The organism is Paenibacillus sp. FSL H8-0537 (assembly GCF_038051995.1).
Taxonomy (GTDB): Bacteria; Bacillota; Bacilli; order Paenibacillales; family Paenibacillaceae; genus Pristimantibacillus.
This window is the reverse complement of sequence record NZ_CP150290.1, coordinates 2,042,502-2,059,672: the sequence shown is the minus strand read 5'-3', so window position 1 is coordinate 2,059,672 and position 17,171 is coordinate 2,042,502. Positions and strand designations below refer to the sequence as shown.

Genomic DNA, 17,171 nt, shown 5'->3' with positions numbered 1-17,171 from the left:
AAAAGGGTACCTCCTAGCTTGCCCGCAGCCGCGGGTCCAAGCGCACATAAAAAACTTCCACCGCTAAATGGATCGCGACAAACAAGAAGGAAGTGAATACCACATAACCTTGAATGACCGGATAATCCCGCGCCGTTATCGCTTCAATAATATATTTGCCTACGCCGGGCCAAGAGAAGATCGTCTCAACGATCACATTCCCCCCCAGCATAAAAGCAAAGCTTGTCCCCAGCATCGATAAAATCGGCAAAAATGCATGCTTAAACACTTGGAAGATTAAAATCCTCCCCTTGGACAAGCCTCGCGCACGCGATGCCTTGACGAAGTTCTGGCTGTTCATCTCGAGCATATTCGTCCGCAAAACCCGGGCATATACCGCACCAAGTCCGAGCCCAAGCGTAACCGCCGGCATTAAGAGGTGAGCAAGGCCGCCGCGTCCCATGGAAGGCAGCCAGCCAAGACGGACCGAGAAAAAATAAATCAATAAAAAACCGAGCCAAAAGGAGGGGATCGAGGCGCCAAGCAGCGCCATCAATCGGCCCATCCGGTCAAGCAGCCCTGTTGAAAAGATTGCGGTGGCGAGGCCGATGAGGCAGGTTGCCAGCAGCATGACAAATGCACCAGCCGAGGCCAGCTCCAGTGTGGCGGGCAGCCTTTTAAGCAATTCGCCGGCAACTGGCTCCTTGGACATATAAGATGTCCCCCACTGCCATGTAAATACATCGCCAAGCCAGCGTATATATTGGCTCCATAAGGAGTCTGTCAGCCCCATTTCCTCCCGCAGTGCGTCAATCGCCTCCTGAGAAGCCGGGATATTGTGCGTGGTCAGCAAAATTCTCGCCGGATCGCCCGGAGATACCCTCATTAAAATGAAGGTCAGCGTCGCTACGCAAAAAATGACAAGCAGCATTTGCATGGCGCGTTCGAGCCAAAAACGAAGCATACTTAGGTACACCCTTTACTTAGGTGATATCAACTTCAGCTGTCACATAATAATATTCGATCGGATGCGGAATAAAGCCCGTTACCCCTTTTTTCACGCCAAATACATTGTCGGGGTGTACGATAAACGACTGCGGCAAATCTTCATTAATAATGTCCTGAGCTTCTATCGCAAGCGCATTGCGTGCTTCTGTAGCAGACGTTTCGTTCAGCTTGTTAATAACCGTCTCAAGCGGCTTCGATACATAATGGCTGACATTCGATTCGCTAGCTGATTGATAGAAAATGTTCAAGAAATATTGCGGATCGCCTGTATGTGCTGTCAGCATGCTGTACATAGCAAGATCCCAATCGGACTTCGCAAGCTCAGCATCAATATTTTCAACCTTGCGAATTTTCACGGTAATGCCTTCATTAAGCAGTTGGTTCTGAATAACCTCTGCCATTACGGACAGCTCTGGGCGGTGCGGGAACGTAAGGAGCGTCGCCTCGAATGGCTTGCCTTCCTTCTCCCACATGCCTGCAGCATTTTTCTGCCAGCCGCCAGCGCTCAGCAATTGCTCCGTCGTTTCCCCTGCTGCTTGCTCCGCTACTTTGCCAAATGGCAAAATTTCCGGGAACGGGCTTTTCGCTTTCGTGCCATAGCCACGCATAACCGATTCAATAATCGCCTCGCGCGGAATGGCTTGATCTACAACCTCGCGGTTCGCCTTTTCTTTAAACAAAGCAGAATTCATATTAAATAATACCATATGTGTACGAACCGATGGTGCAGACAGCACTTCCAGCTTACTGTCCTTCTCTACCAGCTCAATGCTGTCAATCGGAATGTCCGTTGCAACATCTACTTCGCCAGCTTGCAGCGCCATCAGTCGGGTATTGCCATCGGTTACAAACTTCATTGTCACTTCCTTAAGCTTCGCCGGTTGTCCCCAATACCCATCATAACGCTCAACAACAAGCGATACGTCTTTCGTAAACTGCTTGATTTTGAAAGCTCCCGTCATGGCCGGGTAGCTGCCCGCTTCCTTTATGCTGTCGACATCAAGAATAATCGTGCTTGGATCAGCCAAGCTGGAAATAATAGCCGAGTTCGGCTGTGTTGTTATAATTTTCAGCTCATCCGGTGCAACCACTTCAATATCTTTCACCAGCAGCAAATCCTTCGCCAAATGGCTATTTTCAATGGAACGAAGCAGTGAAGCTTTCACGCTTTCTGCATCCATCTTTTTGCCGTCGTGGAACGTTACGTTGTTCTCCAGCTTGAGCGTCCACGTGTTAGCATCCTCCTGCTTCCACTCCTTCGCAAGCCAAGCAGCCGGCTGCAGCTGCTCATTCAATTTAATAAGCGTTTCCCCTGCGCCAGAGCGCATAACGTCCCAGCTGTCATCGCCATGCGGGTCAACGCCTGCTGGGTTCCAGGTGTACGCCATTGTCAGTGTTTTATTTGCGGCAGAAGCATTGTTTTCCCCGGCAGCATTGGTGCCCTTCCCTGTGTTTGAGTCAGCATTCGTGCTGCATCCTGCAAGCACCAGCATCAAGCAAACGATCATCATTCCAAGTGAAAAGCTAAATGGCTTCTTCGTGTTGTTCATTTTTCTTTTGTCTCCCCTTTAAGTAAGCGTAAACGGCCGAAAGCCGTCCTGTGGCGGCAAAGCTACCGTTTCGCGTAGAAATATAGAGAAAGGATAGAAAAATCATATCCTTTCCTATATTTAAAAAAAGCATCCCCGACCCTTAAGAAAGCAGTCAGAAATGCTTTTATGATAAATAACTAAACCTTATCTGCGTCTGCTCGTCATGGAGCAGCAAATAATCGTTAGACATTTTGCAATAAATGGGCATAACCAACCACCTCCCTAAGCACCGTAGGTCAAACAGTGATGTTAAAACAGGCAGGTCTCCTGACTTGGGGCCTCCCTCTCTTCCCTTCCCGGCTAGCGCGAGCCTCTGCAATTCGTCCTGCGACGAAAAGAAGCTCATCAGCCAGTGGTTCATTTGTGAGGGGAGCGCAGCTTAATTAATGATTAGCTGCTGCCCTATACAGTGGCGGGTCCGTGTCGGCCTTTAACCGAACTTCCCTTTTAAGCGAACTAAGGCGTATATGTCCTTGCCTTCGTACCGCACCTATTTTCATTCAATTATGAAGTTTTGCAGGCTAATCAGCCTGTCTTGTCCGTAATCCACTCTTAATCTTAGGGAGGAAGTGCTGATCTGTCAACATTTTGATTTAAGTAAGCTATAGCTCCATCATAATGCACACGCCCCAGTGCCTTAAACAAGCTAAATGAAAGTATTTTCAATATAAAACTTTCATATTTTTTCCAGTAATGATATATTGAAAATACTTCACGCATGATGAGCTTATTTATTAAATTAGTCCAATAGGTACTCTATCAATTAGAAAAGGAATGATCACATTGTCGGTGAAAATCCTTCCAGTCGAAGTAAAGCAAATTATTGATTCCTATTGGTTTTACAGTGATTTTTATTCGATTATATCTCGCGTAGATTCGAAAAAAATGTGGTTTATGAATAATTATATTAATTTATTCGATATTCCAGATCCAAACCAATTATATACCTTTTTCTACAATGGTTATTATAGAGATAAAATGGTTGAGTTTTATGACTGCCCTTTTATTGATTTTCAGCGGATAGCGATAGACAGGCGAAGCTCGACTATTTTGAATAATGACCTGCTTGATTTTATTAAAGCATCGATTGACGGCGGCTATTATGTGATCGTTATGATCGACCGTTTTTATATAAAAGAATATGAAATTACTGCGAAGTCTCCACATGAAGTCATGATAAATGGGTATGATGATGCCAATAAAAAGCTGTATTTCTGCGACAATAATGCCAATGGAAAATACACAACGAATATCACCTGTGATTACGAGGCTTTTAGCAGAGCGTTTCATTTATTGGAAATTGAAGCCCATGATTTTAAACAGCATCTTTATTTATTGAAGCCTCTCGAAAATAACGACTATGCTTTTTCTCTAAAATACGTAAAAAATACGATGAAAGCCTATCTCTTGTCCAGGTCACATACAGATGAATATTACAACGAGGCTTTAGGCACACCTGGGCTAACCTTTGGCATTAATGTATACGACAAGGCCTCCGACTATTTAAAATATTTGGCTCAAGAGGAGGTAGTATTTGATATTAGATCGTTTCACCTGCTTTACGACCATAAGAAATGTATGACTATGCGATTAGACTACATGATTAATAACAAGCATTTGATTGATGATAATCAAATTTTGAACAGATGGAGAAAGCTCGAGGCGGATGTGCATGCTCTAAGAAATTTCATTTTAAAATATTTGTTTACTCGAAGCTCGGATGCTTTGTACAAGCAAATGGAGCAATTGCATAAATTAAAGGAGACGGAAATGGTTTTGCTTCAAGAGGTTGTGGACCAGTTGAAGGATGGCTAGAAGACCGTTTATGGTGACTGCATGGCTTCTATTAGACGTTTTAGGCTAAGTGAATGATGAGCATGGACGAGTTTACTTTTTCCCACCAGAAGCTAGCAAGTCAGCCACTTCTTTCATCGTTTCTCTAATTGTAATACTGTCTGCCAGATAATATTTGTCTTGGTCGAGTAGATATACATTTCCATTCTTGACTGCCGGCAATCCTTGCCATAAGCCTGATTTCAGAAGCTCATTGTAGTCTTCCTCATCCTCTACAATGAGCAGCAGATGATCCCCAACATACTCTGGAAGCAGCTCCTGCGAGACGACAACCGCATTTTTCCAACGATCCTTATTCATTTCTGCCTGAACCTTATCGACTGCTTTGGCTTGCAAGGCTGTCCTCACGACATACCCGCCAAAGTTTGTACTCAAATAAATTCGCAGTCCGCCTTCCTCGATAAGGAGAATAGAAACCGATTCATCTCCGATGGACTGTTTCACCTTCGCTCGCAAAACATCCCTCTCTGCCTCGTAATCTTTGATCCAACCACTCGCTAACGACTTCTTACCCAATACATCCGCAACTTTAGGAAAAACATCATAAATCGGATCGCTGAACTTGATGTACACAATCGGAGATACTTTTTCTAATTTATCCATAATATCTGGATAGATTTCTGGATAGACAGAACTGAAAATCATTAAATCCGGCGAAAGCTCTACTATTTTCTCAACATTTGGCGGATCACCGATAGAATCAACGCCTGCCAGTGATGGTTTTATGAACGAGTTAAGAAAATCATTATCGCAAACCGCAATCGGCTGAATGCCAACCGTTATGGCCACCGAAGAAAATTCGCATACAGCAACCTTTTGCGGCGAGACTGGAATTTCTACATCCCTCCCCATATCGTCGGTGAATACTCTTGTCCCCGCAGCCGCATCGGCTTGTGCTGCGTTCAGAGCAGTGTTGCTTCCTCCGTCCTCCAACGGCTTGTCTGTCATTGAACCACATGCCGCAATAACGAATAAAATGACCAGCATTCCTGCTATATATAATCCTCTGCTGCTGCTTAACTGTTTCATTTCTTCTTATTCCCCTTCAGTCCTATGATTAATAATGATTATCATAATCGATTATAGGGCTTCCTTCTTGATAATATCCATACACTATCATGATTGCTGATGGATTGTTATGTATCTTATTCATATTCTTCTCCCTCAATTCCTGCGCCTAATAGCACAGCCGCTTCTTCCATTTGCGCCATAATAGACAACGGATCATAAGCCAGCCACTGGTGTACATCAACTTGATAAATATTGCCGCTGCGCACGGCGGGGAAGGATAACCATACAGAAGACTCTTGAATGTCGGCCCATACTTGGCGAGTCTCCTCATCAGGCTGCACGACGACGATAAGGTGATCCGCCCTGAAAAAAGGCAGCTCATCCAGATTTATGACTGTGGAGTGATAGCTACCGTTTATTTCGAATTGCTTCGCAAGCTTATAAGGTGGTGTCAAACCAAGCGAATGGTACAACGAATAGCCCATAATTTGGTTTCCATACATTTGAAGAAAATCAGCCCGAACACGGAAAACCGCAATCGTCTGCCCTTCCATCTTCCTAAACAACCTGTTTCTAAGCTCAAGAGCTCTCTCTTCATAATTCCGCAGCCATTCCTCTACCTGTCGCTCCAAACCTAAAGCACTTCCAATTGCTTTAAATTGAATATATAAAGGATCTTTTTTGTCATCCACCTCTATAACCTTAGCTCCGCACTGCCCACGCTGCAGCCAGGAAGGTGGACCTATCACAATATCGGGCTTTAATTGATCTGTTGCATCCGAGTCATAATAGGGGAATTCATCTATTCCTACATCTAGAGCATCATCAGACCAGTCCGCAAGCAGCCCTCTAAGTCCGACCATGCCTGCGCTGACACCTACAGGACGAATACCAAGCGCTCGTATATGCCCATAGTAGTCAACCGCTACAACACGCAATGGCTTTTCTTGTTTGTACGCTGAAGGTGCGGCGCCCGTATTTAACTTAAAGCGGCGGCTAAAATAATAAGGATCGTCGAAGCCAACCATTCTTCCAACCTGTTTGACTGTGATGCCCGGACGCTGCAGCAGCAGCTTGGCTGCCTGTATTCGCAGTTCCGTCAAAAAGTCAACGGGAGATTGCCCCTTATATGTTTTGAATAATCTTGAATAATGCTCTGGATTTAGCCCAGCCATTTGTGCAAGTTGATTCCTTGTCAATCTATCGCCAAAATGTGCTTCCATATACAGAGCCGTTTCCTCAATTCTATCCTTTAACAATCTTTTTGTTCCTGTCGTTTTTTCACCTTTACTCATTGCAACCATGCTAACCTCCAAGTCAACGAAGCTTCTGTCAGTTGTCCAAGTAGAATGCCGCCATTTACAGTGGTTTGAGCTTTCTAATGACTTGATTATAGCATCAACCTCATGAACAGTATCAAATAAATGAAACTAAGCAGAATCGAAAATGACATGCGCTTCTAAACCGTTGTGATCCGCAAAGAAAATGAAACAAGCTGTCTTCGGTTCGATACCGAAGACAGCTTGTTGGGCAGCGCTCTTGTTAATGGTCTGCCAGTTGTAGACTTGACTAGGAGACAAGATGCTTCATTACGTTTTTTAACGGCTAATCCAAGGGCTGCTGTTTTGCTTACTCGTTCTCGAGCGAGGGGCAACGGTGCGAATAACCGCTTTTTTATTGGATTTGCGTTGCGTATTGTTTTTGCCGTTTTTCACATTGATTGTCGTTATTTCTTTTACTTCCTCATCTTCTTCACGCTTATCCTTGCAGCCGCAATTGCATGGTTTTTGTGTCTCTACTCCAGCGGTTTGCATAGGATAATATCCGTACGGTGGGAATGGAGGAAATGCTGAAACGGGATAGCCGTTGCAGTTGTTGCCAATTGGCGATACGGCTCCACCATAGCCATAGCCTTGCGTGTTCGCTGGCGATACGGCTCCGCCATAGCCGTAGCCTTGCGTTTCTGACGGCGATACCATTCCGCCGTAACCTTGCGTGCTTGCTGGCGATACGGCTCCACCATAGCCGTAGCCCTGCGTTTCTGACGGCGATACCATTCCGCCGTAACCTTGCGTGCTTGCTGGCGATACGGCTCCACCATAGCCGTAGCCCTGCGTTTCTGACTGCGATACCATTCCGCCGTAACCTTGTGTGCTTGCTGGCGATACGGCTCCACCATAGCCGTAGCCCTGCATTTCTGCTGGCGATACCATTCCGCCGTAACCTTGTGTGCTTGCTGGCGATACGGCTCCACCATAGCCGTAGCCCTGCATTTCTGACGGCGATACCATTCCGCCGTAACCTTGCGTGCTTGCTGGCGATACGGCTCCACCATAGCCGTAGCCCTGCGTTTCTGACGGCGATACCATTCCGCCATAACCTTGCGACTCCGCAGGTGATACCATTCCACCATAGCCGTAGCCTTGCGTTTCTGACGGCGATACCATTCCGCCGTAACCTTGCGTCGCCGCAGGTGATACCATTCCACCATAGCCGTAACCTTGCGTTTCTGACGGCGATACCATTCCGCCATAACCGTAACCATGTGTCTCAGCTGGCGACACTTGACCGCCATAACCGTAGCCACCGGCGCCGATACCACCTATCGGATACATGCCTGGAGGACATGGATTATAGCCTCCTCCCTGGCTCGCAGGGCTAACCATAGTTGGCTGCTCCCAATGACCGTAACCGCCTGTTTGGGCAGGTGATACCGTCGTAGGCATGCCGTAGCCACCGTATTGCGGCCAAGCAGGAGCAGTTGCAGCGGGAGATACAGTCGTAGTCGGATAAGTCGATGAGGCTTCTACCGCAGGCGTGCCATATTGCATAAACAAGTCAACGCTTTGCTGATGATGGGAATAAACCGGGTACGTCTTTTTCTCCACTGGCTTCTCAATTGGCAGCGGTTTTGGCTGTGGTGCAGGTGCTGCCTCCTGCAATGTAGGCGTCACAATGGGAGCGGTTGGCGTCTTCGTTATTGGCGCGGTGGGCATCTTCGTTATTGGCGCAGTTGGTGTCTTCGCAATAGGAGCGGTTGGCGTTTTTTCGGTTACTGGCGCAGTCGGCGTTTTGCCAGGTATTTGCCCTGTCGGTTTTTTACCGCCAACCCATTGCTGTACGCCTTGCATGACCGACAGCGGATGCAGGGCATGATGTCCTGCATGACCGCCGGTTCCAGCTGCAGTCGTCCCTGCTCCCGTAGTCCCCGCGCCTGTATCCGGTGTAGTCGTCATATGGCCTGCTTTAGGCACATTGACAATTTCGCCTGTCATAAGCACATTGGGATTTTTAAGTTGAGGATTCGCTTTGATCATATCGGCGAGCGGAACTCCCCATGCTTTGGATAGCTTCCACAGCGTATCCCCCTGCTTCACCACATATTGGTGCATAATGTCCATTCCACCAGTTCCATGGGATGAGGATGGGATTTTAATTTTCATGCCCACCTCAATGACGTCTGGATTCGTAATGGAAGGATTAAGCTTCAAAATCTCCTCAACCGTAACATGATGCTTCTGACCGATTAAGTAGAGGGAATCGCCTTTCTTCACTACATAAATTTTCACTTCCCGACAACCTCCTGTCACGTTCTTTAAATAACAAGCATAAATACTGCCGTGCATGTTTGCTTGCTATCAATCTTTATATCCTATGCAGCACATGGGCAGGTGTCCCCCACTTTGTAAAAAAAATAGCGAGCCGCAGCCAGCTTCCCAGAAGCTGTGCGTCTCGCTATTAGCAAAAATCAATTGCCTGGGCCTAATTCAGCCATTTAATCTATCCTTACAGCTAAGAAGAGATGCGGTAACTTGCCGCATTCCCCAAATCTGTTACCCGAGCCCGAGCTATTATCCTTTCGACTGCTGGAGCTGCTCATACGTAAAGCTTGGATAACTGCCCAGCACGCGTACCTGACAACCAATAGCTTCAATTTCAGAAATCGCAGCCGGCAGCAGCACGGTATCAAGCGACATCTCAATGTCGATATAAAAATAGGAATTACCCAGCTTTTTCTTCGTCGGACGCGATTCAATACGCGACAGATTGATGCGGCGCCATGCGAAAGCTGACAACACCTGATGCAGCGCACCTGGATAGTCATCCGGCAAATTCACCAAAATACTCGTCTTCTTGAAATCCGACTGCCGCGCCGTATAAGGCTGCTCACCCACGAGTAAAAATCGCGTATAGTTGTTGCTGTGGTCGGTAATGCTCGCCTGCAAAATATCAAGCTCATTGTTTGCTGCCGCTCTTGAAGTACCAATCGCCAGCCAGCCTGCTCCCGGATTGTCACGTACGATACGCACCGCTTCAGATGTACTGCCGACATGCTCGGTCTCAGCATGTGGAATTTCGCTTCTAAGAAACTGCAAGCACTGCGCCATTGCCACCGGGTGGCTGATTACCTTTTTCACACGGGAATAATCTACGGCGCCATACTCATTCGTCAGCTCTAAACGCCTGCCGATTAAATTTTGAATGGAAGGATACACCCATTCGGCCTGAATCGGCAAGTCCACTTCATGAACCATCCAGTCCATATGCAGACTAACCGAGCCTTCAATTGTGTTCTCAATCGGAATAATGCTGTAGCCGCTTTCCCCTTTAACCGTCGACAGAAACACATCGGCAATGAGTCGATGATGCTTCCACGCTACTTCTTCTCCAGTAAAAAACTGACGTGCCGCTTCATCTGATACAGAACCTGCTGGCAGTAAAGCAACCGATTTAGTCGTACTCATACGGCCTCTCCTCTAATCCGCTCAAGCAAGCCCAGCGATTCTGTGCCAGCCTCTGCCTGATCTATCGTAACTACCGGCCCTTCCGCACATGGCTTCAGCCATAGCGTCTGCGCTTCAATCCCTTCCTGCTTCAACGTTCCCAGCAGAAAATTCTCCAGCTCCTGCTTGCGAGGGCTGTCCGACTCTACAAAAGCGATCAGCGTCGGGCCTGCGCCGCTTAAAGCTGCTCCCAGCGCGCCATAATCGGCCGCTTTGGCCAAAATTTCCGCCATGCCGGGAATAAGCGCTGCCCGGTATGGCTGATGCAGGCGATCCCGCATCGCATGGCGAATGAGCCCTAGCTCGCCGCTGGCAAGAGCCGCAACGAGCAGCGAGCTGCGGCTCACATTAAATACCGCATCCTGCATGCTGATTTGTTTCGGCAGCGCATGACGAGCCTTCTCCGTAGACAGCTGGAATGCGGGAATTGCAACGAGCGCCTCCAGCTTCTTATGCGGCGCCAGACGAACATAATCTGCCCGCTCTCCATCCCAAGCGGACACGACAATGCCGCCAAACAGCGACGCGCCAACATTGTCCGGGTGGCCCTCCAGCGCTGTCGCCATCTGAAACAGCTTATCATCAGACAGCGGACTGCCGATTAACGCATTGGCGGCAACCAGCGCACCTACGATCGCCGAAGCGCTGCTGCCAAGTCCGCGTGTAAGCGGAATATTGCTGTACATCGCAATGTCCAGCTCTGGTACCTGTACACCCGCTTCCTTAAATACAAGCTGCGCCACTTTATAGATCAAGTTCGACTTATCCTCAGGGATGCCTGTCATTTCGTCTCCGTATAGGCGCAGCACCGTACGCTCGGCAACTGACATTTCAACCCAGGCATAAAGGGATAGCGCCATGCCCAGCGTATCGAAGCCTGGACCCAGATTAGCGGTGCTCGCAGGCACCTTTACAATTACACGACGGTTATTCATAACGTTATAAAGCTCCTTCGATTGCTAGTGTTGGCTTAACCTTCAACGCGATACACGCTCTTCACCTTGCGGATAACATCCAGCTCTTCAAAGGTTTGCAACACCTTCTGTATCGCTGCTTTATTCGCATCGTGCGTAATGACGATAATTTCCGCTTCTGGATTGACGGGGTTCGGCTGCTGCAGCACCGATTCCAAGCTCACCTCAAAGTCCGCAAATACTTGTGTAATACGGGCAAGCACGCCTGCGCGATCTGCTACATGGAGGAGCAGGAAATACTTCGAGGAAATTTGCTCATCGGTTTTGAGCTTCTTCTCCTTATACGTCATAATGCCTTGCTTGCCGTTAACGCCAAGCTTCAAGTTTTTCACAACTGCCACGAGATCGGCAACAATCGAGGTAGCCGTAGGCATGCCGCCAGCGCCCGGGCCATAAAACATCGTTTCTCCAACTGCTTCGCCATGTACATATACGGCGTTGAATACGCCATTAACCGACGCGATAGGATGCGTTTGCTTCACCATCGTTGGCTGTACACTAATGCTGAATTCATCATCTTGACGCTCTGCGATGCCAAGCAGCTTAAGCTCATAACCCAGACGCTTCGCATATTGGATGTCTTCACGGCTGACCGATGAAATTCCTTGAACGGATACATCATCCAAGGCCACTTTGGCACGGAAGCCAAGCGTCGCCAAAATCGTCATTTTGCGCGCAGCATCCAGTCCCTCAACGTCAGAGGTCGGATCGGACTCCGCATAGCCGAGTGCTTGAGCTTCCTTAAGCACATCAGAGTACGAAGCACCTTCCTGGCTCATTTTCGTCAAAATATAGTTCGTCGTGCCGTTAACGATACCCATAATTTTAGTAATCCGGTCGGAGGAGAAGCCTTCGATCAAAGTACGGATAATCGGAATGCCGCCAGCTACGCTCGCCTCATAAAGCACATCGCAGCCATGCTCCTGAGCAACTGCCAGAATTTCCGTACCATGCAGCGCCATCAAATCTTTATTGGCAGTCACGACGTGCTTGCCGCGCGATAAAGCTTCAATAATATATGGCTTCGTCTGTTCAATTCCGCCCATGACTTCGACGATTACATCAATTTCGGGATTGTGGATAATTTCCCAAGGGTCCTCTGTCAGCTTGGATGGATCGATTGAAATATCGCGCGCTTTGTTTTTGTTGCTGACGAGCACCTTCGCAATTTCAATTGCCGAACCGGTCTGGCTTTGCAGATCCTCCTGATGTCCTTCCACGATGCGGACGACACCTGTTCCTACTGTTCCAAGCCCTAGCAAGCCTACTTTAATTGGTTTCATATGATTCCCTCCATTTATACTTCAATAAAATAACGTTCTATTTCATCAGCCTTGCCCGATTACGGCGGCTTTACGCACGCCCTGCTGGCTGCGAATAACATCCATTAAAGAGTCCAAATCCCCGCTGAGCTGGGAAACGTCAACTGAAATGACCACATGGGCAAGTCCTTGCAGGGGAATGCTTTGGTTTATCGTCAGCACATTGCCTTCATGCGCCGCCACGAGCGACAGCACCTTTGACAGCACGCCCGATCGATGCTCCAGCTCCATGGAAATGGTTACTAGCCGCTCACGATTAATTTGATGCATCGCATAAACGCCATCTTTATACTTGTAAAAAGCGCTCCTGCTCAGGTTCGCCTTCTCGGCCGCCTCATGCACCGTTGCCGCTTCGCCTCTGGCAAGCATCTCCTTCACCTGCAATGTCTTGAGAATGGCTTCCGGCAGCATATCCTCCCGTACAGCAAAATACCGCTGCGTCACTTCCGTCCCCCCTAAAAAGACATTTGTTCTTCTATAAAGGACATTATAGCGGAATCATAGGGCTGGGGCAATAGGTTTAAATGATAATCCGCTTTTTATCTAGAATCGTCCTCAAAAAAACGTTCCCCGCAAAGTTAAGCTTCGCAGGGAACGAATTCAATTTCATCATTACTTTGTGGTTATCACGGCAAAACGTCCGCCTCGCGCGCTGCGCAGCCTACTGCTCTGTCCAAGTGACAGTCAGCTCGGAAATGCCTTCCTCGGAAGCCAGCTTGCCGCCGATGATCGATATAAATTCAGAGCCGGAAATCGTTCCCTGAATCACAATATTTTTATCATCTATCGTCTGGGCACCGTCCTTCAGCTTCTTTTCATTTACATAATCTTTGTACAATTGGCCCAGCTTGTCGAAGCTTTCCTTCGTCTTGAAAACAAGCAAAACCGATTTTTTGCCGTCATCGATATTTTCCGTCGAATTTATAATAACCGCATCATCGGGAATCGGGAAATCGGCGGGCAAATAGCCGGGTCTCACGCTTTCAGACGATTCTCCTCCGCCTTTACCCTCATCCGAAGGAGATGGGGATGACGCAGCAGCATCGCTTGGCGTCGCTTCTGCTCCAGGGCTTGCGCTTTCCGCTGTATTTCCTGGAGCTGCACTCGTCGTTTCCTGAGGAGCTGTATTTGTCCCGTTCGCGGCATTATCGCCGCAGGCGCTCACGACACCCGCTATAATAACGACCGACAATAAAGAAAACCATTTATTTTTTTTCATGTTTTAACATCCTCTCACTCAAAGTAAAAATCATCATCACAGCAGCTCATGCAAGGAATCTTCATGCAAGGCTGCATCCAGCTTAATAATTGCTGCTAATTGCTGCTAAACGCTAGTCAATTTTCCGACCAGGTTACTGTAATTTGTGAAACGCCCGCTTCTGAAAGTGTAGTGCCCAGCAGCCATATCGAATGCGTTTTATCAATCGAGCCCTCAATCATAAGCTTCGAATCCGTAAACGTCACGCTGCCATTTTCCAGCTTTTTATCTATCGTATAGGCTTGATAAAGCTTAGCAAGCTCATCCATCGACTTTTTTGTCGTAAAATTGAGCAATATCACTATCTTGCCCTCATTTACCGAATTGGAGGAGGTCATGATAACAGCGTCATCGGGAATCGGAAAATCTTTTGGCAGATCAGCCGGTCTTGCAAGAGCCGAAGACGGTTCACTGCCATCTGGCAGCTCGGTTTGCTTCGGTTCCGCCTGCCTCTCGTGCTGACCCGCCGCTGCCTGCGCAGGCCATGTCCGGTCCATCGCTGCTGAGGCGCCACTGCCGCCATCCCCCGTATCGTCGCTGCAAGCACTGAGCCATACGGAAATACTCACCATCGTAATTAAGGAGAGTACTTTGCTTCTTCTCATTACATTAAACATCCTTTCAACTACAGTTTTCCATGGCCTCGCAGTCTCTGCTGCCTGAGCCATGCTCGCTACTGATTCAGCATACCTCCTAACCCTTATCTCCACTTGTTTATGCCTTAAATAGGCCGAATCAATAAGCTGCTCTGTATAGCTATTACACCTTTTTCAGCAGGTTATAACAGCTTTAGCGCCATTTTGTGAAAATAGGGCTGGTTGAGCATATAAAAAAGACGGCTTGCGCCGTCTCCTTGTGCTGCATATTTGATTAAGCCATATAGTCGCTGCCTTCGAAAAATTCAAAGGTGAAATCGCCAATTTGCACCGTATCGCCATCTTTAGCGCCGTGCTTGCGCAGCGCTGCATCGACGCCCATTTTCCGCATAATTTGGGCAAATCGCATGACCGAGTCATACGAAGTAACCTTCATACGCTTCAAATATTTCTCGATGCTTTCGCTTTCTACAACATACAGCTCGTTTTCTTTGCGAATCGTATAGCTGGATTCTTCGCGTTTCTCGAACGTAAACACCTTACGCTCCGTGACATCCTTCACTTCTTCGATTTCCAGTTCATCTGGAACCGACTCCAGCGTATCCATCGCCTTGTACAATAGCTCCTGTACACCCTGTTTCGTTAAAGAAGAAATCGGCACAATAAGGTATTCCTTTTCGCCGCGCACCTCATCCAGCTGCTGCTTAAACATCTCAAGATGCTCTGCCGCTTCCGGCATATCCATCTTGTTAGCCGCAATAATTTGCGGACGGTCGGCCAGCTTCTCATTGTAGAGCACAAGCTCTTCATTGATTTGCAGCCAATCCTCAAAAGGATCGCGACCCTCGGAGCCGGACATATCCAGCACATGGATGATGACGCGGGTCCGCTCGACATGGCGTAAAAACTCATGTCCCAGACCAACGCCTTCATGCGCGCCTTCGATTAATCCCGGTAAATCCGCCATCACGAAGCTGCGGTCATCGCCAACGTCCACAACCCCTAAATTCGGCGTTAACGTTGTAAAATGATACGCGCCAATTTTCGGCTTGGCCCCGGATACGACCGACAGCAATGTGGACTTGCCTACGCTTGGAAATCCGACAAGACCTACGTCTGCCATTACCTTAAGCTCAAGCACAATCCAGCGTTCTTGGCCTTCTTCACCAGTCTCGGCAATATCCGGAGCGGGGTTGTTAATTGTTGCAAACCTTGTATTGCCGCGTCCGCCGCGTCCGCCCTTTGCGACTATAATTTCCTGGCCATGACGTGTCATATCGGCAATGATTTCCTGCGAGTCATCGTCAATAATGATCGTGCCTGGAGGAATGCGTACAATCATATCATCTGCACCCGCACCATGCATGCTTTTCACTTTGCCGCGCTCGCCGCGCTCGCCTTTAAAATGCTTCTGATAGCGGAAATCCATCAGCGTACGCAAGCCTTCATCCACGCGGAAAATAATATTTCCGCCTTTACCGCCATCGCCACCGGCAGGTCCGCCCTCCGGTACATACTTCTCACGGCGATAGGAAACGATTCCGTCGCCGCCGTTGCCGCCTTTTACAAATATTTTCGCTTTATCGACAAACATGTTGTGCCCCCGTTCAAGCGCGCTTTTCCGCCTTAAGCCGTATTTCCTCCTGCGGATGTTCAATATCGACCGCCTGCAGAGTCGCGCCTTTCAACTGCTGTTTTATTTGATCCTTCAATTGTTGCTCATCCATTAGCTCGCCCTCAAGTTCGAAAGCAACGTGAAGCTGCTGCCCGTCCCAATCAAGTACCAGAGTAAGCACGGCGACTTCGCCAAAACCAGGCTTAACCGCCAGACGATAGCTATTCATTATGCCAATTAATGCTTCGGAAATTTCATGGCTGGCAAGCGGCAGCTCATTAAAATTCAAGTCCTGCTCTATGTCCACCTTCAGCTCAAGGCAGCTTGTCAGTGTACGGAAGCCCTGAATGTAGCTGACGAGCGCTGGCTCCCCTAGCTTTGAAATTTGACTCTCCGTAAGCATCTTTGCCCTTATTCTCTCCACATATTCCACCGTTTTATCCGGTTTCTGCATCCGCGTGTAGCCATATATCACTTGCAGGTCGTTCATCCAGTCATGCCGATGATGGTTTAGCGTTCTCATCCCTGCGGCCTGGAGGCTGTGTATCGTAAGCGCAAGCTGCTCTGCATGCACGCGCCGCTCCGAGCGAATCCAGATGACTGCAGCAGCCGTAAACCAAAGCATGAAAAGCACTAGCAACCAGACTGACGAAGGCCATACAAGCATAGCCACAGCCGGTAGCACAATAGAAAAAGCTGCGATGTGCTTTGCCGATTTAATGCGATCCATTTATTGATCCCACTTTCTTCCGCATGTTTCCCAGCTAATTCAGTATAACATGCCGCTGCATTAGCCGATAGGTCTTTAAGCAGCAAATGCCCCGACCTACACGCGAGGCCGGGGCATTTGCTGCTATTATGCTTCTACTGCTGCGGCTACTGGAGCCAGGTCCACTGGATACACGCTCACTTTTTTGCGATCGCGTCCCCAACGCTCAAACTTCACAACGCCTTCGACTTTCGCATAAAGCGTATCGTCTTTGCCGATGCCTACGTTAGTTCCTGGGTGAATTTTTGTTCCGCGTTGACGGAACAAGATGCTTCCAGCAGATACGGTTTGACCGTCAGCACGTTTAGCGCCAAGACGCTTCGATTGACTGTCACGTCCGTTCTTTGTGGAACCTACACCTTTCTTCGAAGCGAAAAGCTGAAGATTCAGTTTCAACATGAGATTTCCC

General features: G+C 48.2%; 15 protein-coding genes and 1 riboswitch. Of the genes, 1 reads left to right on the top strand and 14 read right to left on the bottom strand.

Annotated elements, in window-relative coordinates:
- Positions 1-13: 13 nt before the first annotated feature.
- Positions 14-943 carry a nickel ABC transporter permease gene (gene nikB / locus MHB80_RS08660; protein ID WP_341281768.1) on the bottom strand — a complete coding sequence of 310 codons (930 nt, stop codon included), beginning with the start codon at positions 941-943 and terminating at the stop codon, positions 14-16.
- Positions 944-962: 19 nt separating this feature from the next.
- On the bottom strand, positions 963-2,537 hold the full coding sequence (locus MHB80_RS08655; protein WP_341281767.1) for an ABC transporter substrate-binding protein: 1,575 nt from the start codon (positions 2,535-2,537) through the stop codon (positions 963-965).
- Between the two features lie 281 nt (positions 2,538-2,818).
- Positions 2,819-3,088, bottom strand: a riboswitch (cobalamin riboswitch).
- Between the two features lie 274 nt (positions 3,089-3,362).
- Here MHB80_RS08655 and MHB80_RS08650 point away from each other — a divergent pair.
- Complete coding sequence (locus MHB80_RS08650; RefSeq protein ID WP_341281766.1) at positions 3,363-4,394, top strand: hypothetical protein; 1,032 nt, start codon at positions 3,363-3,365, stop codon at positions 4,392-4,394.
- A 72-nt stretch (positions 4,395-4,466) separates the two neighbouring features.
- Here the strand turns inward: MHB80_RS08650 and MHB80_RS08645 are convergent, their stop codons facing one another.
- The 12 genes from MHB80_RS08645 to rpmA form a co-directional block, all read right to left on the bottom strand.
- A complete protein-coding gene (locus MHB80_RS08645; protein WP_341281765.1) occupies positions 4,467-5,462 on the bottom strand; it encodes an ABC transporter substrate-binding protein in 996 nt (331 codons plus the stop codon).
- A gap of 116 nt (positions 5,463-5,578) precedes the next feature.
- Positions 5,579-6,739 (bottom strand): helix-turn-helix domain-containing protein, encoded by a 1,161-nt coding sequence (locus tag MHB80_RS08640; protein ID WP_341281764.1) that lies wholly within the window; start codon positions 6,737-6,739, stop codon positions 5,579-5,581.
- 303 nt (positions 6,740-7,042) lie between these two features.
- Positions 7,043-9,013, bottom strand: coding sequence for a LysM peptidoglycan-binding domain-containing protein (locus MHB80_RS08635; RefSeq protein ID WP_341281763.1), 1,971 nt, complete (start codon positions 9,011-9,013; stop codon positions 7,043-7,045).
- Between the two features lie 282 nt (positions 9,014-9,295).
- Positions 9,296-10,189, bottom strand: a complete 894-nt coding sequence (pheA, locus tag MHB80_RS08630) for a prephenate dehydratase (protein WP_341281762.1) — start codon at positions 10,187-10,189, stop codon at positions 9,296-9,298.
- Positions 10,186-11,163: a homoserine kinase gene (thrB, locus tag MHB80_RS08625; protein ID WP_341281761.1), complete on the bottom strand. Its 978-nt coding sequence runs from the start codon at positions 11,161-11,163 to the stop codon at positions 10,186-10,188. The genes pheA and thrB overlap by 4 nt, the downstream gene beginning before the upstream one ends.
- Positions 11,164-11,198: 35 nt before the next feature.
- The gene (locus MHB80_RS08620) at positions 11,199-12,485 is read right to left on the bottom strand and encodes a homoserine dehydrogenase (protein WP_341281760.1); all 1,287 of its coding nucleotides are present in this window, start codon (positions 12,483-12,485) and stop codon (positions 11,199-11,201) included.
- A 45-nt stretch (positions 12,486-12,530) separates the two neighbouring features.
- A complete protein-coding gene (locus MHB80_RS08615) occupies positions 12,531-12,968 on the bottom strand; it encodes an ACT domain-containing protein (protein ID WP_341281759.1) in 438 nt (145 codons plus the stop codon).
- Between the two features lie 217 nt (positions 12,969-13,185).
- Positions 13,186-13,743 carry a hypothetical protein gene (locus tag MHB80_RS08610; protein ID WP_341281758.1) on the bottom strand — a complete coding sequence of 186 codons (558 nt, stop codon included), beginning with the start codon at positions 13,741-13,743 and terminating at the stop codon, positions 13,186-13,188.
- A gap of 116 nt (positions 13,744-13,859) precedes the next feature.
- The gene (locus MHB80_RS08605; protein WP_341281757.1) at positions 13,860-14,387 is read right to left on the bottom strand and encodes a hypothetical protein; all 528 of its coding nucleotides are present in this window, start codon (positions 14,385-14,387) and stop codon (positions 13,860-13,862) included.
- A 265-nt stretch (positions 14,388-14,652) separates the two neighbouring features.
- A complete protein-coding gene (obgE, locus tag MHB80_RS08600) occupies positions 14,653-15,972 on the bottom strand; it encodes a GTPase ObgE (RefSeq protein ID WP_341281756.1) in 1,320 nt (439 codons plus the stop codon).
- A 13-nt stretch (positions 15,973-15,985) separates the two neighbouring features.
- A complete protein-coding gene (locus MHB80_RS08595; RefSeq protein WP_341281755.1) occupies positions 15,986-16,723 on the bottom strand; it encodes a Spo0B domain-containing protein in 738 nt (245 codons plus the stop codon).
- A 126-nt stretch (positions 16,724-16,849) separates the two neighbouring features.
- Positions 16,850-17,161: a 50S ribosomal protein L27 gene (gene rpmA / locus MHB80_RS08590; protein ID WP_046229372.1), complete on the bottom strand. Its 312-nt coding sequence runs from the start codon at positions 17,159-17,161 to the stop codon at positions 16,850-16,852.
- Positions 17,162-17,171 lie beyond the last annotated feature (10 nt).

Coding starts and splice junctions, on each gene's coding strand:
- thrB (WP_341281761.1), bottom strand. CDS start 11,163: ATGAATAACCGTCGTGTAATTGTAAAGGTGCCTGCGAGCACCGCTAAT.
- pheA (WP_341281762.1), bottom strand. CDS start 10,189: ATGAGTACGACTAAATCGGTTGCTTTACTGCCAGCAGGTTCTGTATCA.
- rpmA (WP_046229372.1), bottom strand. CDS start 17,161: ATGTTGAAACTGAATCTTCAGCTTTTCGCTTCGAAGAAAGGTGTAGGT.
- MHB80_RS08620 (WP_341281760.1), bottom strand. CDS start 12,485: ATGAAACCAATTAAAGTAGGCTTGCTAGGGCTTGGAACAGTAGGAACA.
- MHB80_RS08610 (WP_341281758.1), bottom strand. CDS start 13,743: ATGAAAAAAAATAAATGGTTTTCTTTATTGTCGGTCGTTATTATAGCG.
- obgE (WP_341281756.1), bottom strand. CDS start 15,972: ATGTTTGTCGATAAAGCGAAAATATTTGTAAAAGGCGGCAACGGCGGC.
- MHB80_RS08595 (WP_341281755.1), bottom strand. CDS start 16,723: ATGGATCGCATTAAATCGGCAAAGCACATCGCAGCTTTTTCTATTGTG.
- nikB (WP_341281768.1), bottom strand. CDS start 943: ATGCTTCGTTTTTGGCTCGAACGCGCCATGCAAATGCTGCTTGTCATT.
- MHB80_RS08645 (WP_341281765.1), bottom strand. CDS start 5,462: ATGAAACAGTTAAGCAGCAGCAGAGGATTATATATAGCAGGAATGCTG.
- MHB80_RS08655 (WP_341281767.1), bottom strand. CDS start 2,537: ATGAACAACACGAAGAAGCCATTTAGCTTTTCACTTGGAATGATGATC.
- MHB80_RS08605 (WP_341281757.1), bottom strand. CDS start 14,387: ATGAGAAGAAGCAAAGTACTCTCCTTAATTACGATGGTGAGTATTTCC.
- MHB80_RS08640 (WP_341281764.1), bottom strand. CDS start 6,739: ATGAGTAAAGGTGAAAAAACGACAGGAACAAAAAGATTGTTAAAGGAT.